Raw genomic sequence first — 20198 nt, forward strand, 5'->3', positions numbered from 1 at the left:
GCGAACCGGCCGGGACCGGTTAGCGCCCGTGTTCGGAAATCGTGTGGTCTTCGTGCGGTTCAGCGGACGTGCCATCGAGCGCGTCGGACAACGTCGCGCTGGAGAGATGTTCCGCGGAGGCGATTTCGGCGATGGCGGCACGCAACGTATCGAGACCCTGACCGGTGCGCGCGCTCAAAAAGACGCGCGAAATATTACCATACTCGTCCCGCTCGACCGCGTCGCCGCGGGCCGCCAGCTCGGGCACGGCGTCGATCTTGTTGAACACCAGCACCTGGCGGATCGTGTCCGCGCCGATCTCGTGCAGCACGCCGTTGACCTGCTCGATCTGCTCGAGCCGGACCGCGCTCGACGCATCGACCACATGCAGCAGCAGATCCGCGTGGATCGTTTCCTCGAGGGTCGCGCGGAACGCCGCGACGAGCTGGTGAGGCAGCTCACGAATGAACCCGACCGTATCGGACACGACGATCTGGCCGACCTCGTCGCCGAGGTACACGCGCCGCGACGTCGTATCGAGCGTCGCGAACAGTTGGTCGGCCGCGTACGCCTGCGCTTTCGTCAGCGCATTGAACAGCGTCGACTTGCCCGCGTTCGTATAGCCGACGAGCGACACCGACATCGTGCCGCTGCGCGCGCGCTGCCGGCGCTGCGTGCTGTGCTGGCGACGCAGCCGGTCGAGCCGCGACTTCAGCATCTTGATGCGTTCGCCGATCAGCCGGCGGTCGGTTTCGAGCTGGGTTTCGCCGGGGCCGCGCAGGCCGATACCGCCCTTTTGCCGCTCGAGGTGGGTCCACGCGCGAATGAGCCGGGTCGACAGGTATTGAAGCTGCGCGAGCTCGACCTGCAGCTTGCCTTCGTGGCTGCGGGCGCGCTGCGCGAAGATGTCGAGGATGAGGCTCGTGCGATCGACCACGCGCCTGTTAAGTGCCTGCTCCAGATTACGTTGCTGGGCGGGCGCCAACGCGTGGTTGAAGATGACGATTTCGACGTTGTGCGCGTCGCAGGCAAGCCGCAGTTCTTCGGCTTTGCCGCTGCCGATGAACATCTTGGCATCGGGACTGGCGCGACGACCGGTGAGGGTGACGGCGGGACGGGCCCCCGCACTGGAGGCGAGAAGACTGAGTTCTTCGAGACTGGCTTCGAAATCGGTCTTGCCGAAATCGATGCCGACGAGCGCTGCGTTGATCAAATTATCGGGTGTCAAGATAAGGCGGCTGGCATCGGTCGCTCGCGGCGACCGGATGCCGGCCGCTGCGATAGGTTAGGACGAGGCTTCCGCGTCCGGGTGGAAATTCACCGGGCGCGCCGGCACGACCGTCGAGATGGCGTGCTTGTAAACCATCTGGGTCACCGTATTACGGAGCAACACGACGTACTGGTCGAACGATTCAATGTTCCCTTGAAGCTTGATGCCGTTGACGAGGTAGATCGAAACGGGAACGTGCTCTTTGCGCAGTGCGTTCAAAAACGGGTCTTGTAACAATTGCCCTTTGTTGCTCATGGCGTACTCCATCTTTTTTTGCAGGTTGATCTGGATTGGCGGCGAAGAAAAAGAGATCCGGCGCCAATCGCTACACTATAGCTGATTTTGCCTGCCCCGCCCGGCCACTGGCCATGCGGCCGATGCCTTGCGCGGCGTGCTTCAGCCCTTGTCCGCGTACGGGTTGTTCGACGAACGGAACTCTATGCGCAATGGAGTCCCGGTCAGCGAGAAAGTTTCGCGGAATCGGTTTTCGAGGTAACGCTTGTAGGTTTCCGTCACCGCGTCGAGCGCGTTGCCGTGGATCACGATGATCGGCGGATTCTGGCCGCCCTGGTGCGCATAGCGCAGCTTCGGACGCACCGGGCCGCGACGGCGCGGCTGCTGGAATTCGACGGCGTCGATCAGCGCGCGCGTGAGCTTCGGCGTCGGCAGCTTCGCCATCGCCGCCGCGTACGCGTCGTCGACCGAGCGCATCAGCGTGCCGATACCCGTTTTCTTCGCGGCCGAAATGAAGTGCGATTTCGCGAAGTCGAGGAATTTCAGCTTGCGGGTCAAATCCGCTTTCGCACGGTCGCGCGCGTGATCGTCGAGGCCGTCCCACTTGTTGACGCCGATCACGAGCGCGCGGCCCTGCTCGACGACGAAGCCGGCGATGTGCGCGTCCTGGTCGGAAATGTCCTGCTGCGCATCCAGCAGAAGAATGACGACGTTCGCGTCGGAGATCGACTGCAGCGTCTTCACGACCGAGAACTTCTCGATCGCCTCGAACACCTTGCCGCGGCGTCGCAGGCCGGCCGTGTCGATCAGCGTGTATTTCTTGCCGTTACGCTCGAAGTCGACGTAGATCGAGTCGCGCGTCGTGCCCGGCATGTCGAACGCGATCACGCGGTCCTCGCCGATCAGCGCGTTGACGAGCGTCGACTTGCCGACGTTCGGGCGGCCGACAATCGCGATCTTGATGCCGCGCGACGGATCGTCCTCGTCCGCTTCCTCGGGCTGGCCCGCATACGCGACTTCCAGCGCCTCGTTGATCATGTCGGTCACGCCGTCGCCGTGCGCGGCCGAGATCGCGCGCGGGTCGCCGAGCCCGAGCTCGTAGAAGTCCGTCGCGACCGCGGTGTACTTCATCCCCTCGGCCTTGTTGACGACGAGGAAGATCGGCCGGCCGGTCTTGCGCAGGTAGTCGGCGATCGACTTGTCCTGCGGCGCGAGTCCGTTACGGCCGTCGACGATGAACACGACGACGTCGGCTTCCTCGACGGCCTGCCGCGTCTGGCGCGCCATTTCGTGCAGGATGCCGTCCTTCGCGACGGGCTCGAAGCCGCCGGTATCGACGACCAGGTACGGTCGTTCGCCGACGCGCCCTTCGCCGTAATGGCGATCGCGCGTGAGGCCCGGCAAGTCGGCAACCAGCGCATCGCGCGAGCGCGTGAGCCGGTTGAACAGCGTGGATTTCCCCACATTGGGGCGCCCAACGAGGGCAATGACCGGTTTCATCTGTGTTTTCTACGGTGATGCGCAGCAGCGGGAGGCCCGCTGCTGCGGGCGGCTGCGCTGAATGAAAATATCACGAATTCGCGCCGCGCCGGATGCGCGCGCCCGGCGCGCGTTGCGCGCCGTCGTCTTTCGTCTCGTACTGCCTTTCAAATACCGAGCGGCCGGGAACGCCGGCCGCCTTCAAGTCGCGCGACCGCGGCGCGCGGGACCTGCCCGCCGCGCCACGGCCGCACCGGTTTCCTGCGTGTCAGCGCGGGCGGAACCCGTACAGGCCGCCGTCCTTCGTCTGCACGACGAGCGTATTGCCCGCGAGGACCGGCGCCGCCGTGATCGCGCTGCCGTCGGTCTTCATCCGCGCGATGAAGCTGCCGTCTTCGCGCGACAGGAAGTGCACGAAGCCCTGGTAATCGCCCATCACGACCGCGTGCCCGAGCAGGTACGGCACGCCGACGTCACGGCTCTTCAGCTTGTCGTTGCGCCAGAGCTGGTTGCCCGTGGCCGCGTCGTACGCAGTGACGACCGACCAGTCGTCACCGCCGGCGACCACCGAATCGTCCTGCGCGAGGCCGCTGCGGCTCGAGAACGGCTTTTCCCACAGCGGCCGGCCCGAGTTCGCATCGAAGCAGCCAAGCTGACCCTGGAACGTCACCGCGCAGGCTTGCGCGCCCACGAGCGTCGGCGGACCGCTGACGTCGTTGATGCGCTCGACTTCGGTCACGCCCTTCGGGAACGACACCGGGGTCTGCCAGAACGGCTCGCCCGTCTGCAGGTTGATCGCGACCAGACCGCCGCCCGGGAAGCCCGCGAGCACGGCCGCGTCGCCCGCGAACGTCATGCCGGCCGACACGCGCAGGTTCAGCGGCACCGCACGGTTGCGGTAGTTCCACTTCTGCTCGCCCGTCTGCGCGTTGAACGCGATCACCTGGCCGTCGATCGTGCGGACGACCACGAGGCCGTTGCCGACGAGCGGCGGCGAGAAGATCTCGCCCTGCACGCTGGTCTTCCACAGCTGCTTGCCGTCCGGGCCCAGCACGAACACGCCGCCCTTCAGCGCACCGACCGCGGTCAGGTTGCCGTCGCTGCCGACACCGGCCGACAGGTCGGAACCGACCTTCGAACGCCACAGCGTCTGGCCCGTCTTCGCGTCGATCTTCTCGACCGAACCGTTTTCGCCCGCCGCATAGACGGCGTCGCCCACGGCCACCGGCGAAAACAGGTAGCGTCCGCCCTTGCCGACGCTCGCCTTCCAGACCTGTTGCACGTCCATGACGGGCTTGAACTCGGTGAGCGGCGTCGGCACGCGGCGCGCGTCCTTCGACGACGAGCAAGCCGCCAAAGCGAGGACAGCCGCCGCGCAGGCAACGGGCACAGCGTAACGTTTCAGCAAATTCATCGGTTAGCGAAGCAGAGTTAAGAGGTTGAGGGGACCGGGATTCAGCCGCCGAGCGCGTCCAGCTTGAACTGCACGAGCTGGCGCGCGGACTGGTCGTCCTTCGACAGGCCGTCGAGCGCGAGCTTGTAAGCCGCGCGCGCATCGTCGGTCTTGCCTTGCGCGGCAAGCAGATCGCCGCGACGATCGGCCACGAGGCCCTTGAATGCATCGACCGGCGTACCCGACAGCAGCGCGAGGCCCGCATCGTACGCCTTCTCGTCGAGCAGCAGCGACGCGAGACGCAGCTTCGCGATCTGCTTGTACTCGTCGTCCTTGGCGTGATCGACGGCCCATTGCAGCTGCGCCTTCGCGCCTGCCGCGTCGCCGGCCGCGTACAGCGTCTTCGCGGCCGCGAGCGCCGTCATCTGCGCATACGGCGTGCTGCCAAACTTGTCTTCCATGTCGGCGGCCGCGCGGGCCATCGTCGCCTTGTCGTTCGCGGCGGCGGCCTTCTGGACCTGCTCGTACAGCCCGGACGCCTCGGCAGCCTGACGGCGCTGCCAGTAGTTCCAGCCGTTGAAACCGGCCGCGACGACGAGCGCCGCGAGCACGATCCACGTGGTGAGGTTGCCCCAGCGGGCCCACCACGCCTTGAGACTTTCAATCGATTCTTGTTCGTCGTGATAACTCATCGGCGAGCGATTCCTTCTTCCTGTTCAGGCTTTTCTTGTCGAGCGGATGCCAGCGCGATCAGTCGTCGCCGTCTTCGGCGGATGCAACCATCGCATTGATTAGGAATTCGGTCAAGCTTTCGACCGGTACGGTCTGCTGAACGTTCTTTTCCCCTTCCGCACCCACGCCGCGCAACGCTTTCACGCCCACCGTGCCGTTCGCGACCTCTTCTTCGCCGAAGATCACCGCGAACGCGGCGCCGCTCGCATCGGCCCGCTTCATCTGCGACTTGAAGCTCGCCGGCGCGCCGTCGGCGCTGCAGTGGAAGATCACGTCGAGGCCCGTGTCGCGCAGGCGCTCGGCCGCGATGAACGCCTGTTCGCGCGCGGTCTCGCCCTGGTGCACGACGTACACGTCGACGCCTTCCTGCTCGGGCGCGAGATCTTCTTCCTTCAGCAGTTCGAGGATCCGCTCGATGCCCATCGCCCAGCCGCACGCGGCGGTCGGCTTGCCGCCGAGCTGCTCGATCAGCGGATCGTAGCGGCCGCCGGCCGCGACCGTGCCCTGCGCGCCGAGCTTGTCGGTCACCCACTCGAACACGGTCAGGTTGTAGTAATCGAGGCCGCGCACGAGACGCGGATTGATCTTGAACGGAATGTTGTTCGCGAGCAGCAGGCGCTGCAGCCCTTCGAAGTGCGCGCGCGATTCGTCGCCGAGGAAGTCGATCAGCTTCGGTGCGTTCTGCGCGATGTCCTGCAGCGCGGGATTCTTCGTGTCGAGCACGCGCAGCGGGTTCGTATACAGGCGGCGCTTCGCGTCCTCGTCGAGCACGTCGGCGAACTGCTCGAGGTACTTGATCAACTCGACGCGGTGCGCGGCGCGCTCCTCGGCGAGGCCGAGCGAGTTGATCTCGAGCTTGATGCCGGTCAGGCCGAGGTCGTCCCACAGGCGCTGGCACATCATGATGATCTCGGCATCCGCATCGGGGCCCGCGAAGCCGAGCGCCTCGACGCCGACCTGGTGGAACTGGCGATAGCGGCCGCGCTGCGGACGCTCGTGACGGAACATCGGGCCGATGTACCACAGGCGCTTCGGGCCGTCGTACAGCATGTTGTGCTCGATCGACGCACGCACGACGGCCGCGGTGTTTTCCGGACGCATCGTCAGGTTCTCGCCGTTCAGCGCGTCGGTGAAGCTGTACATCTCCTTCTCGACGATGTCCGTGACTTCGCCGATGCCGCGCGTGAACAGCTGCGTGTGTTCGACGATCGGCGTGCGGATGTTCTGGTAGCCGTACGCGCGCAGCAGCGATTTCACGGTAGCTTCGAAGAATTCCCACAGGCCGGCATCCTGCGGAAGGATGTCGTTCATGCCTTTGACGCCGGTGAGCTTCTCGATCTTGCGTTTCTGTTCAGTCATCGTTCGTGTGTGTGGACGAATTAGTTCAGGGCCTCGGTGCGGCCGTAATTGCGTGCGACGTAGTCGCTGACGATCTGCTGGAATTCCTCGGCGATCCGCTCGCCGCGCAGCGTCTTGACCTTCTCGCCGTCGATGAAGACGGGCGCGGCCGGGTTCTCGCCCGAACCCGGCAGGCTGATGCCGATGTTCGCGTGCTTCGATTCGCCCGGGCCGTTGACGATGCAGCCCATCACCGCGACGTTCATCTTCTCGACGCCCGGATATTCCTTGCGCCACGCCGGCATCTGCTCGCGCAGATACGTCTGGATCTGCATCGCGAGTTCCTGGAACAGCGTGCTCGTCGTGCGGCCGCAGCCCGGGCACGCGATCACCATCGGCGCGAACGAGCGCAGGCCCATCGTCTGCAGGATTTCCTGGCCGACGATCACCTCGCCCGTGCGCGACGCGCCCGGTTCCGGCGTCAGCGAGATGCGGATCGTGTCGCCGATCCCTTCCTGCAGCAGCACGCCAAGCGCCGCCGTCGACGCGACGATGCCCTTCGAGCCCATGCCGGCCTCGGTCAGCCCGAGGTGCAGCGCGAAGCCGCAGCGGCGGCCGAGTTCGCGATACACGGCGATCAGGTCCTGCACGCCGCTGACCTTGCACGACAGCACGATGCGGTCGCGGCCGAGGCCGAGCTCGACCGCGCGTTCCGCCGAGCCGATCGCCGACTGAATCAGCGCCTCGTACATCACGCTCTGCGCGTCCCACGGCTGCGCACGCGCGCCGTTCTCGTCCATCATGCGCGCGAGCAGGTCCTGGTCGAGGCTGCCCCAGTTCACGCCGATCCGCACCGGCTTGTCGTACTTCGCCGCGGCCTCGATCATCTGCGCGAACTGCGTGTCGCGCTTCGCGCCCTGGCCGACGTTACCGGGGTTGATCCGGTACTTCGACAGCGACTCCGCGCAGCCCGGGTAGTCGCGCAGCAGCAGGTGGCCGTTGTAGTGGAAATCGCCGACGAGCGGCACGGTCACGCCCATCCGGTCGAGCTGCTCGCGAATCGCCGGCACGGCGGCCGCGGCTTCGGGCGTGTTGACCGTGATGCGCACCAGTTCGGAGCCCGCGTTCGCGAGTTCCTTGATCTGGATCGCCGTGCCGATCGCATCGGCCGTATCGGTATTCGTCATCGACTGCACGCGCACCGGCGCGTCGCCGCCGATCGTCACGAGTTGCCCGCCCCAGCGGACATCCACCGCATGCGATACGCGGCGCGGCTGATGCCCGCCGAACACCGGCTCGGTTGAACAAATCTGACTGCTGCGTGGGGATTGAGCTTCGGATTGCATCGATAGATCCATTTACGCGGAATGCGCCGCGACGCGGCGCATGAATTGAAAAAGCGCCGTGCCCTCACGGCCTGCCGGTATCGACGGCAAGCCTTCGCCACGGCGCTTGACGTCAGGGCAACGTGAACCGCGCCACGTTACCCCGCGCTGCCGAATATTTTGCCGGATCGACCGGTTTTCCGTCGAACGCAACCGCGTCGAGGCCGGCCTTGTTGCCGATCGTGACCTTGAACGGCCCGTCACCGGCAACCTGCTTCGTTTCGCCGGCGCGCACCAGCGCCGAGAACAGCTCCTTGCCGTTCTTGTCGCGCACGCTGAACCAGCAATCCTGCTTGACCTTCAGTTCGACCATCGACTGGCCTGCCGCCACCACGACGCTCGCCGGCTGGGCCGGCGCCGCCGTGCTTGCCGCCGCCGTTGCCGCAACGGGCTGCGACGCAGCCGCCGTCGCGACCGGGGCCGCCGGCGCCGGAACGGCCGATGCGATTGTCTGCGCCGGTGCAGCCGATGCAGCGGCCGGGGCCGGAACCTCATTCGCGACCGCCGTCGACGCGCCGTTCGTCGCCGCTTCTTCGGCGGACGACGATGCCGCCGCGCTCGCCGCCGACGCATGTTCGGCGTCGCCGCCCTTGAAGCGCGCGAGCAGGCCCGACGAATCGCCGCCAGTGTGCCACATCAGTACGGCGACCACCGCGACGATGACGATCCCCGTTCCCCACAGCCACGGATGGTGGCGCGACGAACCGCCGAGCGGAATCGACACGCGGCCGCGCGGCAGATCCGTGCCCGACGACGCCGGCATCGACAGGTCGACTTCCGGCACCCCGCGCTCGCGGCGCAGCGCCTGCGCGAACGGTTCCGGATCGACGCCGAGCATCTTCGCGTAGCTGCGCACGACACCGAGCGCGAACGTCACGCCGGGCAAATGGCTGATGTCGCCGGCCTCGAGCGCCCGGAGCTTTTGCGGTGCGACCTTGAGTCGCGCCGACACGTCGTCGACCGACCAGCCCTTCGTCTCCCGAAGCTGCGCCAGGCGGCTGCCGACCGCGGCCAGCGTTTCCAGTCCCGCCGGTGCCGGCTTCGCGGCATTCGTCTCTGCGCCGTTAGACGGCTGCGGCTCACTCATCCTTGTCCTCGCGTCGATTCTTCTTCACTGGCGGCTGCCGCCGGCTCCTGCCGGCCGGCACCCGCTACGGTTCATACCATGCGCGGCGCCGAGGCGCCGCGACCGATCGCTATTCGCGTGTTGCACCGCCAAAGGGTTCGGGCACCCCGGCCAACTGCCCCCGACTATGCGTCCCCGACTCGGCGTCCCCGACTCGGCGTCCCCGTCAAACTGCCCGAACTTCGATGATTTTTCCTGCTGCGCCCCTCCGCTCCGCGAGGCGCGTGCGATCCTTCACCGCGCCGGCCAGCTGTCCGCACGCGGCATCGATGTCGTCGCCGCGCGTCTTGCGCACGGTCGTGACGACACCCGCATCGATGAGGATCTGCGCGAAGCGCTTGATCTGCTCTGGCTTCGAGCGGATGAGGCCCGACTCCGGAAACGGATTGAACGGGATCAGGTTGAACTTGCACGGCACGTCGCGCGTGACGGCCAGCAGTTCGCGCGCATGCGCTTCGGTGTCGTTGACGCCGTCGAGCATGCAGTATTCGAATGTAATGAAGTCGCGCGGCGCGACTTTCAGATAACGCTGGCACGCGGCCATCAGCTCGCGCAGCGGATACTTCTTGTTGAGCGGCACCAGCTCGTCGCGCAGCGCATCGTTCGGCGCGTGCAGCGAAACGGCCAGCGCGACAGGCAACTCGGCGCCGAGGCGGTCCATCATCGGCACCACGCCGGACGTCGACAGCGTGACGCGACGGCGCGACAGGCCGTATGCGTTGTCGTCGAGCATCAGCCGCATCGCGGGCACGACCGCGCTGTAATTCAGCAGCGGCTCGCCCATGCCCATCATCACCACGTTGGTGACGACCCGTTCGGCCTTGCCGTTCGGTCCGGGCGCCCGGCCCAGCGACGCTCGCAATGCAAATTCAGCCATCCGGAGCTGGCCGATGATTTCGGCTGTCGACAGGTTGCGGGAGAAGCCCTGCTTGCCCGTCGAACAGAAGCGGCAGTTCACCGCACACCCGGCCTGCGACGACACGCACAGCGTGCCGCGCGTCTCTTCCGGGATGAACACGGTTTCGACCGCATTGCCGTTTCCGACGTCGATCAGCCACTTGCGCGTGCCGTCGGCGGAAACGTGATCGCTGGCGATGTCCGGCATCACGATCGATGCGCGGCCCTTGAGTTTTTCCCTCAGGGACTTCGCGAGATCGGTCATGCCGTCGAAATCGCCGGCGTTGTATTGGTGGATCCAGCGCTGCAACTGCTTGGCGCGGAACGGCTTCTCACCCAGGCTGCCGCAGTACGCGACAAGACCCTCGGCGTCGAAGTCGAGAAGATTGACGGAAGTTTCGCTCGTCATGATGTGCTGCCTTGCCGCGTGCGCTGAATCCTGCCTACTTGCTGTCAGCCAGGGCTTAACGCGAGTAAACGTTCATTTCCGGGAAGAAGAACGCGATTTCGACCGCTGCCGTTTCCGCAGCGTCCGAGCCGTGCACGGCGTTCGCGTCGATGCTGTCGGCGAAGTCGGCGCGGATCGTGCCCTTTTCCGCCTTCTTCGGATCCGTCGCGCCCATCAGGTCGCGGTTCTTCAGGATCGCGCCTTCGCCTTCCAGAACCTGGATCATCACCGGGCCCGAGATCATGAAATCGACGAGATCCTTGAAGAACGGACGCGCTGCGTGAACTGCGTAGAACTTCTCTGCGTCAGCACGCGACAGGTGCGCCATGCGCGATGCGACGATCTTCAGGCCGGCGCCTTCGAAACGGCTGTAGATCTGGCCGATCACGTTCTTTGCCACCGCATCCGGCTTGATGATCGACAGGGTGCGCTCGATTGCCATAAAAACTCCAAAAAATTAAGAAGTTACAGGTTCAAATGAATCCGCTATTGTAGCACGATCCCGTGTATCATTGCGATTGAACCCTTACACGCATGAAAGGTTCAGAATCCGTATGTTTAGTTCCGCCGGGCCATTGAAACCTCCGGGCACGGAACGTATCTTAGCCATAGCTGCCCCGGTTTGCTGCGCCGCACATCGCGTGCGCCGAACCGGCCCCGGACGCCCACGCGTTCAATGTTAGGAGAAACCATGAACGACTATCCGTACAATTTCGGCCGCGGCGGTTCCGTCAGCACCGCCGAGGTTCGCAACCGCGTGCTGCGGAACACGTACTGGCTGCTCGCGCTGTCGATGGTGCCGACCGTGCTGGGCGCCTGGGTCGGCGTCGCGACGGGCTTCTCGCTGTTCGCGGCCACGAGCCCGATGATGAGCCTGCTCGCGTTCTTCGCGATCGCGTTCGGCTTCATGTTCGCGATCGAGCGGACCAAGAACAGCGCGGCCGGCGTGTTCGTGCTGCTCGGCTTCACGTTCTTCATGGGCCTGATGCTGTCGCGGCTGCTGAGCTTCATCCTCGGCTTCTCGAACGGCCCGTCGCTGATCATGCTCGCGTTCGGCGGCACCGGCATCATCTTCGCCACGATGGCGACGATCGCCACCGTCAGCAAGCGCGACTTTTCCGGGCTCGGCAAGTGGCTGTTCATGGGCGTGATCGTGATCCTGCTCGCGTCGGTCGCGAACATCTTCCTGCAACTGCCGGCGCTGATGCTCACCGTGTCGGTGCTCGCGATCGCGATCTTCTCGGCCTACATGCTGTTCGACGTCCAGCGCGTCGTGAACGGCGGCGAGACGAACTACATCTCGGCCACGCTCGCGATCTACCTCGACCTGTACAACGTGTTCACGAACCTGCTCGCGCTGCTCGGCATCTTCGGCGGCAACCGCAACTGACGTTCGGCACGCACCATGAAAAACCGGCCCGCGGGCCGGTTTTTTTACGTCCGCCGCCCGGCTCAGTCGCGCTCGAACAGCGCGATCGATTCGACGTGCGACGTATTCGGGAACATGTTCACGACCCCGGCGCCCTTCAGCCGATAACCGGCTTCGTGCACGAGCAGCCCCGCATCGCGCGCGAGCGTCGACGGGTTGCACGACACGTAGACGATGCGCTTCGGCAGCGGACCTTCACCGCTCTGCGCGATCTCGGCCAGCGCCTTCGACACCGCGAGCGCGCCTTCGCGCGGCGGGTCGATCAGGAACTTGTCGAATGCGCCGAGCGCGCGCAGATCGTCGCCCGTCACCTCGAACAGGTTCCGGCACGCGAACGTCGTGTGGCCGTCGACACCGTTCTCGCGGGCGTTCGCGAGCGCACGCGTGGTCAGCGTGTCGCTGCCCTCGATGCCCATCACTTCGCGCGACAGCCGCGCGAGCGGCAGCGTGAAGTTGCCGATCCCGCAGAACAGGTCGAGCACGCGATCGTCGCGCGACGGCGCGAGCAGACGCAGCGCACGACCCACCAGCACACGGTTGATCTGGTGATTGACCTGCGTGAAGTCGGTCGGCTTGAACGGCATGCGGATGCCGAATTCCGGCAGCGTGTAATCGAGCGATACGTCGAGCGGGTAGAACGGCGTCACCGTGTCCGGCCCCTTCGGCTGCAGCCAGAACTGCACGTTGTGCTCGTCCGCGAACGCGCGCAGCAGCGCTTCGTCGTCCGCGTTGATCGGCTCCAGCACGCGCAGCACGAGCGCGGTGACGGCCGAGCCGACCGCGAGTTCGATCTGCGGCATCCGGTCGCGAATCGACAGCCCTTCGACGAGCCGGCGCAGCGGCACGAGCATCGCCGACACGTGCGGCGGCAGCACTTCGCAGCTCGTCATGTCGGCGACGTAGCTGCTCTTCTTCTCATGGAAGCCGACGAGCACGCCGCCTTTCTTCGCGACGTTGCGCACAGTCAGGCGCGCGCGGTAGCGATAGCCCCACGACGGGCCGTGGATCGGCGCGAACATCGTTTCCGCGCGCAGCTTCGCCAGGTGCCACAGATTGTCTTCCAGCACGCGTTGCTTGACCGCCACCTGCGCACGCATGTCGAGATGCTGCATCGAGCAGCCGCCGCAGGTGCCGAAGAATGCGCACTTCGGCTGCGTGCGCATCACGCTCGGGCGCAGAATGTCGACAACCGTCGCCTGCTCGTAGCTCGGCTTGCGGCGATAGCTCGAATAGGTCACGCGCTCGCCCGGCAGCGCGCCTTCGACGAAGATCACCTTGCCCGGCTGACCGTCCTCGGTCATCGTGCGGCCGACACCGCGCGCTTCCATGTCGAGCGATTCGATCTCGAGAACCGGGGCGGGCCCGGGCGCGACGGGCGCGTTTTTCGATTTGCGCGCAGAAGTGGGGACGGCTTCGGACACCAGCTTTTCCTGACAAACGTTGAAGAAGGCGAGATTGTAGACGACGAAGGCTCCCGTCGCGCGCTTTCGTCACGCAAGCGCCGATGCACGTGGCGCGATGCGTGGCGCGTGAGTGGCTGACAACCGCGCGCCCGTTGCGCGCCGACCTGCCGCGCGCAATGCGTGGCGCGGCCCCACCGCGGCACGGGTTCTGCTCGCAGCACCGAGCCAAGGAGACTCGACCATGCGATTGATCGACTGGAACATCCAATGGGGTCGGGATGCGGACGGCATCGTCGACCTCCCGCGCACGATCGCCGCCGCCCGGCAGTTGAGCGATTTCGACGTGCTGTGCGTGCAGGAAGTCACGCGCGGCTTCGACGCACTGCCCGGCCGGCCAGGGCCGGACCAGTTCGCCGAACTCGCGGCGCTGCTGCCTGGCTATACGATCGTCGACGCCATCGGCGCCGATCTGCCGGCCATCCGGCCGGGCGCACCGCGCCGCCAGTTCGGCAACGCGATCGCGACGCGGCTGCCGGTCGGGCGCGTGCTGCGCCAATCGCTGCCGTGGCCAGCCGACGCCGGCGCGCCGTCGATGCCGCGCGTCGCGCTCGATATCGCGTTGCGGGCGCCCCTCGGGTGGTTGCGCGTGGTCACCACGCATCTGGAGTATTACTCGGCGCGCCAGCGGCTGGCGCAGGTCGATGCGCTACGCGACCGGCATCGCGAAGCCTGCGCGCATGCTGACCATCCCGCTCCCGCCGAAACCGCCGACGGGCCGTTCAGCGCGACCGGACAACCGCGCGGTGCGATCGTCTGCGGCGATTTCAACAGTGCATTCGGCGCCGATGCGTACCGGCGCTTCCTGGAGCCGATTGCCGACGCACCGGGTTTCGTGGACGCGTGGGTCGCACGGCATCCCGGTCGTACGCCGCCGCCGACCGCTGGCGTCTACGACACTGTGCAATGGTCGGACGGCCCGCTCGCGTGCGACTTCGTGTTCGTGACCGACACGCTGTTGCCGCGCGTCATCCGCTGCGAGATCGACGGCGACGTACGCGCGTCCGATCACCAGCCGGTGCTGCTCGAACTCGGCTGATCGCGCCGGCTACGGCGCGGCCTGCCCGCACTACGCGTCGAAGCCGGCCAGGTATTCGGCCCAGTGCGGCGCCGGCTCCAGCGCGAGCGCGTTCTTCACGAGCAGGATCTCGTCCGCGTACTCGCTCGGCGTCAGGCCGCCGCGCATCAACTGGAACCGGCAATACAGCAGGTACGTATTGACGACGTCGGTTTCGCAATAGTTGCGGATTTCGTCGATCCGGCCGTCGCGGAACGCCGGCCATACCTGGCTGCCGTCCATCCCGAGCTTGCCCGGGAAACCGCACAGCTTCGCCAGCGCGTCGAGCGGCGCGTTCGCGCGCGCCTGATACATCGCGAGCACGTCCATCAGGTCGGTATGCCGCGAGTGATAGCGCGCGATGTAGTTGTTCCACTTGAATTCGCGGTCGTCCTCGCCGAGATCCCAGTAGCGGGTGGCGGGAATGCCGTGCACGAGCGCGCGGTAATGGAGGACCGGCAGATCGAAACCGCCGCCGTTCCACGACACGAGCTGCGGCGTGTATTTCTCGATCACGCGGTAGAACGACTGGATCAACGTCGCTTCGTTGTCCTGCGGCGTCCCGAGCGAGCGCACGCGAAAACCGTTGTTGTCGCGAAACACGCACGAGATCGCCGCGATTCGCTGCAGATGATGCGGCAGGAAATCGCCGCCGGTCTTCTCGCGGCGTGCGGCAAACGCATGTTCGGCCACCGCCGCATCGTCGAGCGTCGCGGGCAGGTCTTCCAGACGGCGAATGCCGTCGACATCGGGAATCGTCTCGATGTCAAAAACAAGGATTGGGGTCATCGGTTACAGAACGGCGTCCTTGCGCACGCCGTTGGAGGCGAAGAACCGCTTGAGGCGCACCAGCGCCTCCTGCTGGATCTGCCGCACGCGCTCGCGCGTGAGCCCCATCTCGTCGGCGAGCTCCTCGAGCGTCGCCGGTTCGATGTGGTTCAGGCCGAAGCGGCGCTCGATCACATGCCGGTGCTTGTCGGACAGCCGCGACAGCCACGCGCGCGTCAGCGTTTCGAGCTCGCGGTGCTGCACTTCGGCGTCGGGCGACTGGCTCTGGTCGTCGGGCAGCAGGTCGAGCAGGCTGCTCGCGGGATCAAGATCGAGCGGCGCGTCGAGCGACGCCGTGTGTTCGTTGAGCGCGAGGATATCGGTGACTTCCTCGGCGGTCTTGCCGGTGAGATAGGCGATGTCGTCGATGCTGGCTTCGCGGCGCTCGGCCGCCTCGCCCGTCGACATCGAATTCTTTTCGAGATGGCGCTTCGCGCGCAGCACCTGGTTCAGTTCGCGGATTACGTGCACGGGCAGGCGCACCGTGCGGGCCTGGTTCATGATCGCCCGCTCGATGCTCTGCCGGATCCACCACGTCGCGTAGGTCGAGAAGCGGAAACCGCGCGTCGGGTCGAATTTCTCGATCGCGTGCATCAGGCCGAGATTGCCTTCCTCGATCAGGTCGAGCAGCGGCACGCCGCGGTTCAGGTACCCCTTCGCGATACTGACGACGAGACGCAGGTTACGCTCGATCATCACCTGCCGCGCCTCGAATTCGCCGGCCTTCGCCAGACGAGAATAGCGCTGCTCTTCCTCGACGGTCAGCAGCGGCTTCACGCTGATGCGGTTCAGGTAATGCTGGATCGTGTCGGCCGTGAGCTCGGCCTGCAGCAGCGTGCGGAAATCGTCGACGTCGGGCGCGGCTTCCTGGCGGCCTTCGCGCTCGTCGTCGCCGCCGTCCGTGTCGGCGTCGCGCGCCTCGAGATCGCGTTCGTTTTCCGCGACGTCGTCCTCGTCGTCCGTCGAAGCACCTACTCGCCCCACCGATGCTTGCGTGGCACGACTGATCTTCTCAGACTCGGCTTGCGGCTCGTGGCGCTTCGATTTCGGCATGGTCGTCTCGGTTATTGAGGCGGCAAATACTTCAGCGGATCGACAGGCTTACCCTGCCGGCGAACCTCGAAATGCAGCATCACGCGGTCGGCATCGCTGTTACCCATCTCGGCGATCTTCTGCCCCTTCGTTACCGCGTCCCCCTCTTTTACCATCAAAGCGCGATTGTGTGCATACGCCGTGAGGTAAGTTGCATCGTGTTTGATGATAATGAGGTTGCCGTAGCCACGCAGACCGTTGCCGGAGTAAACGACGCGGCCGTCCGCCGCCGCCTTCACGGCCTCGCCGGCCGTCCCGCCGATATTGACACCCTTGTTCTTCGCATCGTCGAACCCGTTCAGCACGGGGCCGCGCGCGGGCCACGCGAACGTCACGGGGCCGCTCGGAGCAGCCGCCGTATCGCTCGACGCGGCTGCCGCGGCAGGCGCCGTCGCGCTCGACGACGACGTACCGGCAGCCGGCGTCGCGGGGCCGCTGCTGAGCGGCGCGGTCGCAACGGCGGCGCCTCCGATCGGCGCGGCGACCTGCGTACCCGCGACCGCGGCACCGGCCTGCGGCGACACGCGCAGCAGTTGGTCGACTTCGATCTGATTCGGGTTCGCCAGATTGTTCCACGCCGCGATGTCGCGATAGTTCTGCCCGTTTTCGAGTGCGATCCGGTACAGCGTGTCGCCCGGCTTCACCCGGTAGTAACCCGGCGGCGCCGGCGGAAGCGGCGCCGCGGGCTGCGCGGCGGCGGTCGTACCGAGCGACCCGGAGCGGTCGACGACGGGCGCGTTGTCGAGCCGCGTCGCACAGGCGGCCAGTAGCGTAGAGAACGCAGCCACACAGATCGCGCGCTGGGCGAGCGTGAGCGGTTCCCTGGATCGGTTGTTTTGCATCGCGCGCAACATACTCATCGGTTTCAAATCACTCCGGATTTTAAAGGGACAAAGAAAACGCGATCAAGCCGGGACTCTCGCCATTGCGCGTGCGCGACGCGCTCGACGAGCGTGAGCACCTGGTGCTGTCCGCTCTGCGCGCCGACCGGCGCGACGAGCCGCCCGCCGATCGCGAGCTGCTCGAGCAGCGCCTGCGGCACGTCGAGCCCGGCCGCCGCGATCACGATCGCGTCGAACGGGGCCGCGGACGGCAGGCCGACACGCCCGTCGCCGTAATGCAGACGGATGTTCGGCACGCGCAGCGGCCGCAGGTTCAGCTTCGCGCGCTCGTAGAGCGGCTTGATGCGTTCAATCGAATACACGTCGCGTGCCACGTGGCTCAGCACGGCGGCCTGATAGCCGCAACCCGTGCCGATCTCGAGCACGCGCTCGAGCGTGCGGCCTGCCATCGCGAGCTCGATCATGCGCGCGACGACCGACGGCTTTGAAATGGTCTGCTGGTGGCCGATCGGCAACGCCGAATCCTCGTAGGCCTGCGTCGCGAGCCCGGGATCCACGAACAGGTGGCGCGGCACCGCGGCCATCGCGTCCAGCACGCGCGCATCGGTCACGCCGTTCGCGCGCAGCCGTTCGACCATCCGCTCGCGCACACGTTCCGACGTGAGCGCGAACGCGCCGGCCGGCGCGATGCTCGGCGCAGCCGGCTTCGGCAGCGCGGGTTTCAGCGCGGTCGGCTTCGGTGCGGTCGCCGGCTTCGCGGCGGCGATACCCGGCAGCGGCGCCCGCGCGGCGGCCGGCTTCACCGCAACCGGTTTCAGTACGGCTGCGGGTTTGTCGGCGGCCTTCGGCACCGCACCCGCCGCTTGGCGTTCGCCGGGCCGACCTTCCGATTTGCGTGGCGCTCGTTTGAGATCTTCGAGCGCGAGCGGGAACCGCTTCGCGCGCTCGCCGCTCATGAAGCCCGCCCTCCGGCGCGCGCCCATTCGCGCGTCGCGGGCAGCATCTGCGTATGCGTGAGATCGAGCTGCAGCGGCGTGATCGATACGAAACCGTTTGCGACGGCGTGAAAATCGGTGCCTTCGCTGGCGTCCAGCGCGTCGCCCGCGGCGCCGATCCAGTAGATCGGCTCGCCGCGCGGGTCGGTCTGGCGAATCACCGGCTGCGACGGATGACGCTTGCCGAGGCGCGTGACCTGCCAGCCCTTCAGTTGGTCGTACGGCAGGTTCGGAATATTGACGTTCAGCAACGGGTTGCCCGGCAGCGGATGCGCGAGGTAGTGCTCGACGATTTCCGCGGCGACGCGCGCGGCGTCGGCCAGATGGGCCCAGCCCTTGTCGACCAGCGAGAACGCGATGGCCGGCACGCCGAACATGATGCCTTCGGTGGCGGCCGCAACTGTCCCCGAATAGAGCGTGTCTTCACCCATGTTCTGGCCATTGTTGATGCCGGACACGACGATGTCCGGCCGCGCGTCGGCCATCCCCGTCAGCGCGACGTGCACCGAATCGGTCGGCGTGCCGTTCACGTAGAAGAAACCCGTACCCGCTGCGCGCTGCACCGACAGCGGCCGCGACAACGTGAGGGAATTCGACGCGCCGCTGCAGTTCTGCTCGGGCGCGATCACCGTAAGCTCGGCCAGCGGCTGCAGCGCTTCGCTGAGCGCGGCGAGACCGGGGGCGAGATAGCCGTCGTCGTTGCTGAGTAGGATTCGCATCCGGCGATTGTAACCGAGGAAAGATGGCGCGAGAGCGACAGTCCGGCCGCCGTGGACGGGCGGGTATACGCATGGGCACGCGATGCGCCGCCGCACTGCGCGGCGGCGTTCCGCGCGTTGGGGAAAACACCGGGCCGCCGGGTTTTCCGCCCGCCGAAAATCTCGTCGGGGAACCCTTCGTCGAGCGGCCCGGCGCAAAGCGCTACGCCGGCTGCGCTCAGATCGCGCCCGCCTCGCGCAGCGCGGCAATCGCGTGCGCGTCGTAGCCGAGGCCGCGCAGCACCTCGTCGGTATGCTCGCCCAGCTCGGGACCGAGCCAGCGCGTTTCGCCCGGCGTGTCCGACAGCTTCGGCGTGATGTTCGGCAGCGGAATGTCCGTACCGTCGGCCAGCTTGAAACGCTGGATCATCTGGCGCGCGACGAACTGCGGATCGGTGAACATGTCGGCCGCGCTGTAGATGCGCCCGGCCGGCACGTCGGCCGCATTGAGCACGACGAGCGCCTCGTCGATCGTGCGCGGCGCGAGCCACGCGGCGATCGCGTCGTCGATTTCCTGCGTGCGCGGCACCCGCCCGTCGTTTTGCGCGAGCGCGGGATCGTCGGCGAGGTCGTCGCGCTCGATCGCCTTCATCAGCCGCTTGAAGATCGGATCGCTGTTGCCGCCGATCACGATGCTGCCGTCGCGGCACGCGTACGTATTCGACGGCACGATGCCCGGCAGCGACGCGCCGGTGCGCTCGCGCACCATCCCGTACACGCCGTACTCGGGCACCACGCTTTCCATCATGTTGAAGACGGCTTCATAGAGTGCAACGTCGACCACCTGCCCCGCGCCGCCGTTGACCTTGCGGTGATGGAGCGCCATCAGCGCGCCGATCACGCCGTGCAGCGCGGCGATCGAATCGCCGATCGAGATCCCGATGCGCGGCGGCGGCAGATCCGGATAGCCGGTGATGTGGCGCAGCCCGCCCATCGATTCGGCTATCGCGCCGAAGCCGGGGCGGTCGCGGTACGGGCCCGTCTGCCCGTAGCCGGACAGGCGCACCATCACGAGGCCCGGATTGTCGGCCGACAGCACGTCGTAGCCGAGCCCGAGCTTTTCGAGCAGGCCCGGACGGAAATTCTCGATCACGATGTCGGCCTCGCTCGCGAGCTGCCGCGCGATCGCCTTGCCGGCGTCGGCTTTCAGATTGAGCGTGACCGATTTCTTGTTGCGCGCCTGCACCGACCACCACAGCGACGTGCCGCCCTGCTCCGGATGGAGCTTGCGCCACTTGCGCAGCGGGTCGCCGCCGTTCGGATCCTCGATCTTGATCACTTCCGCGCCGAATTCGGCGAACAGCCGCGACGCGAACGGTCCCGCGATCAGCGTTCCGAATTCGAGCACTTTGACGCCCGCGAGCGGGCCCTGGCTGGTGCTCATGTGTCTCCTAGGGTCTGTTTACATCTGGCACGTGCATGCGTTGCCACGAGAAACGGCGCCGCCGGCAGGCGG

19 protein-coding genes are annotated in these 20198 nt (G+C 66.5%); 2 read left to right on the plus strand and 17 right to left on the minus strand.

Going from position 1 to position 20198, the window contains the following annotated elements; translation table 11 throughout:
- Positions 1-19: 19 nt before the first annotated feature.
- From hflX to ndk, 10 genes are all read right to left on the minus strand, one after another.
- The gene (gene hflX / locus KR541_RS09235) at positions 20-1192 is read right to left on the minus strand and encodes a GTPase HflX (RefSeq protein WP_175975584.1); all 1173 of its coding nucleotides are present in this window, start codon (positions 1190-1192) and stop codon (positions 20-22) included.
- Between the two features lie 72 nt (positions 1193-1264).
- Positions 1265-1504, minus strand: coding sequence for an RNA chaperone Hfq (gene hfq, locus KR541_RS09240; RefSeq protein ID WP_006399927.1), 240 nt, complete (start codon positions 1502-1504; stop codon positions 1265-1267).
- Positions 1505-1645: 141 nt separating this feature from the next.
- On the minus strand, positions 1646-2983 hold the full coding sequence (gene der / locus KR541_RS09245; RefSeq protein ID WP_050013191.1) for a ribosome biogenesis GTPase Der: 1338 nt from the start codon (positions 2981-2983) through the stop codon (positions 1646-1648).
- 247 nt (positions 2984-3230) lie between these two features.
- Positions 3231-4376, minus strand: a complete 1146-nt coding sequence (gene bamB, locus KR541_RS09250) for an outer membrane protein assembly factor BamB (RefSeq protein ID WP_050013192.1) — start codon at positions 4374-4376, stop codon at positions 3231-3233.
- Between the two features lie 41 nt (positions 4377-4417).
- Entirely contained in the window at positions 4418-5047 is a 630-nt protein-coding gene (locus KR541_RS09255) for a tetratricopeptide repeat protein (protein WP_006478678.1), read from the minus strand.
- A 58-nt stretch (positions 5048-5105) separates the two neighbouring features.
- Entirely contained in the window at positions 5106-6446 is a 1341-nt protein-coding gene (hisS, locus tag KR541_RS09260) for a histidine--tRNA ligase (protein WP_089488490.1), read from the minus strand.
- Between the two features lie 20 nt (positions 6447-6466).
- Complete coding sequence (gene ispG, locus KR541_RS09265) at positions 6467-7771, minus strand: flavodoxin-dependent (E)-4-hydroxy-3-methylbut-2-enyl-diphosphate synthase (protein WP_027806072.1); 1305 nt, start codon at positions 7769-7771, stop codon at positions 6467-6469.
- Between the two features lie 112 nt (positions 7772-7883).
- On the minus strand, positions 7884-8897 hold the full coding sequence (locus KR541_RS09270) for a helix-turn-helix domain-containing protein (protein WP_089488491.1): 1014 nt from the start codon (positions 8895-8897) through the stop codon (positions 7884-7886).
- Positions 8898-9102: 205 nt separating this feature from the next.
- Complete coding sequence (rlmN, locus tag KR541_RS09275) at positions 9103-10242, minus strand: dual-specificity RNA methyltransferase RlmN (RefSeq protein WP_089488492.1); 1140 nt, start codon at positions 10240-10242, stop codon at positions 9103-9105.
- A 55-nt stretch (positions 10243-10297) separates the two neighbouring features.
- Positions 10298-10723 (minus strand): nucleoside-diphosphate kinase, encoded by a 426-nt coding sequence (ndk, locus tag KR541_RS09280; protein ID WP_006478674.1) that lies wholly within the window; start codon positions 10721-10723, stop codon positions 10298-10300.
- A gap of 249 nt (positions 10724-10972) precedes the next feature.
- Between ndk and KR541_RS09285 the strand changes: the two genes are divergently transcribed.
- Positions 10973-11671, plus strand: coding sequence for a Bax inhibitor-1/YccA family protein (locus tag KR541_RS09285; protein ID WP_006484459.1), 699 nt, complete (start codon positions 10973-10975; stop codon positions 11669-11671).
- Between the two features lie 62 nt (positions 11672-11733).
- On the opposite strand, the gene rlmD is transcribed toward KR541_RS09285, so the two are convergent.
- A complete protein-coding gene (rlmD, locus tag KR541_RS09290) occupies positions 11734-13134 on the minus strand; it encodes a 23S rRNA (uracil(1939)-C(5))-methyltransferase RlmD (RefSeq protein ID WP_373452491.1) in 1401 nt (466 codons plus the stop codon).
- 220 nt (positions 13135-13354) lie between these two features.
- On the opposite strand from rlmD, the gene KR541_RS09295 reads away from it, so the two are divergent.
- Positions 13355-14209, plus strand: a complete 855-nt coding sequence (locus KR541_RS09295) for an endonuclease/exonuclease/phosphatase family protein (protein WP_204383275.1) — start codon at positions 13355-13357, stop codon at positions 14207-14209.
- Between the two features lie 30 nt (positions 14210-14239).
- Here the strand turns inward: KR541_RS09295 and KR541_RS09300 are convergent, their stop codons facing one another.
- The 6 genes from KR541_RS09300 to KR541_RS09325 all read right to left on the minus strand — a co-directional run bounded on the left by KR541_RS09300 (position 14240) and on the right by KR541_RS09325 (position 20126).
- Entirely contained in the window at positions 14240-15016 is a 777-nt protein-coding gene (locus KR541_RS09300) for a 3'-5' exonuclease (RefSeq protein WP_050013198.1), read from the minus strand.
- A gap of 3 nt (positions 15017-15019) precedes the next feature.
- The gene (rpoS, locus tag KR541_RS09305; protein WP_050013199.1) at positions 15020-16108 is read right to left on the minus strand and encodes an RNA polymerase sigma factor RpoS; all 1089 of its coding nucleotides are present in this window, start codon (positions 16106-16108) and stop codon (positions 15020-15022) included.
- Between the two features lie 11 nt (positions 16109-16119).
- The gene (locus tag KR541_RS09310; protein ID WP_050013200.1) at positions 16120-17007 is read right to left on the minus strand and encodes a peptidoglycan DD-metalloendopeptidase family protein; all 888 of its coding nucleotides are present in this window, start codon (positions 17005-17007) and stop codon (positions 16120-16122) included.
- A gap of 5 nt (positions 17008-17012) precedes the next feature.
- On the minus strand, positions 17013-17945 hold the full coding sequence (locus tag KR541_RS09315; protein WP_050013201.1) for a protein-L-isoaspartate(D-aspartate) O-methyltransferase: 933 nt from the start codon (positions 17943-17945) through the stop codon (positions 17013-17015).
- Positions 17942-18703 carry a 5'/3'-nucleotidase SurE gene (gene surE / locus KR541_RS09320; RefSeq protein ID WP_050013202.1) on the minus strand — a complete coding sequence of 254 codons (762 nt, stop codon included), beginning with the start codon at positions 18701-18703 and terminating at the stop codon, positions 17942-17944. Before surE ends, KR541_RS09315 begins: the two co-directional genes overlap by 4 nt.
- Positions 18704-18920: 217 nt before the next feature.
- Positions 18921-20126, minus strand: coding sequence for a CaiB/BaiF CoA transferase family protein (locus KR541_RS09325; RefSeq protein ID WP_050013203.1), 1206 nt, complete (start codon positions 20124-20126; stop codon positions 18921-18923).
- Positions 20127-20198: the final 72 nt, after the last annotated feature.

Origin of the sequence: Burkholderia sola (assembly GCF_905400185.1) — a bacterium.
GTDB lineage: Bacteria > Pseudomonadota > Gammaproteobacteria > Burkholderiales > Burkholderiaceae > Burkholderia > Burkholderia sola.

What these genes read in the sequence shown, in the direction of transcription:
- hfq (WP_006399927.1), bottom strand. Translation starts at nt 1,504, where the DNA reads ATGAGCAACAAAGGGCAATTGTTACAAGACCCGTTTTTGAACGCACTG.
- der (WP_050013191.1), bottom strand. Translation starts at nt 2,983, where the DNA reads ATGAAACCGGTCATTGCCCTCGTTGGGCGCCCCAATGTGGGGAAATCC.
- bamB (WP_050013192.1), bottom strand. Translation starts at nt 4,376, where the DNA reads ATGAATTTGCTGAAACGTTACGCTGTGCCCGTTGCCTGCGCGGCGGCT.
- KR541_RS09255 (WP_006478678.1), bottom strand. Translation starts at nt 5,047, where the DNA reads ATGAGTTATCACGACGAACAAGAATCGATTGAAAGTCTCAAGGCGTGG.
- hisS (WP_089488490.1), bottom strand. Translation starts at nt 6,446, where the DNA reads ATGACTGAACAGAAACGCAAGATCGAGAAGCTCACCGGCGTCAAAGGC.
- ispG (WP_027806072.1), bottom strand. Translation starts at nt 7,771, where the DNA reads ATGCAATCCGAAGCTCAATCCCCACGCAGCAGTCAGATTTGTTCAACC.
- KR541_RS09270 (WP_089488491.1), bottom strand. Translation starts at nt 8,897, where the DNA reads ATGAGTGAGCCGCAGCCGTCTAACGGCGCAGAGACGAATGCCGCGAAG.
- rlmN (WP_089488492.1), bottom strand. Translation starts at nt 10,242, where the DNA reads ATGACGAGCGAAACTTCCGTCAATCTTCTCGACTTCGACGCCGAGGGT.
- ndk (WP_006478674.1), bottom strand. Translation starts at nt 10,723, where the DNA reads ATGGCAATCGAGCGCACCCTGTCGATCATCAAGCCGGATGCGGTGGCA.
- KR541_RS09285 (WP_006484459.1), top strand. Translation starts at nt 10,973, where the DNA reads ATGAACGACTATCCGTACAATTTCGGCCGCGGCGGTTCCGTCAGCACC.
- KR541_RS09295 (WP_204383275.1), top strand. Translation starts at nt 13,355, where the DNA reads ATGCGATTGATCGACTGGAACATCCAATGGGGTCGGGATGCGGACGGC.
- KR541_RS09300 (WP_050013198.1), bottom strand. Translation starts at nt 15,016, where the DNA reads ATGACCCCAATCCTTGTTTTTGACATCGAGACGATTCCCGATGTCGAC.
- rpoS (WP_050013199.1), bottom strand. Translation starts at nt 16,108, where the DNA reads ATGCCGAAATCGAAGCGCCACGAGCCGCAAGCCGAGTCTGAGAAGATC.
- KR541_RS09310 (WP_050013200.1), bottom strand. Translation starts at nt 17,007, where the DNA reads ATGAGTATGTTGCGCGCGATGCAAAACAACCGATCCAGGGAACCGCTC.
- KR541_RS09315 (WP_050013201.1), bottom strand. Translation starts at nt 17,945, where the DNA reads ATGAGCGGCGAGCGCGCGAAGCGGTTCCCGCTCGCGCTCGAAGATCTC.
- surE (WP_050013202.1), bottom strand. Translation starts at nt 18,703, where the DNA reads ATGCGAATCCTACTCAGCAACGACGACGGCTATCTCGCCCCCGGTCTC.
- KR541_RS09325 (WP_050013203.1), bottom strand. Translation starts at nt 20,126, where the DNA reads ATGAGCACCAGCCAGGGCCCGCTCGCGGGCGTCAAAGTGCTCGAATTC.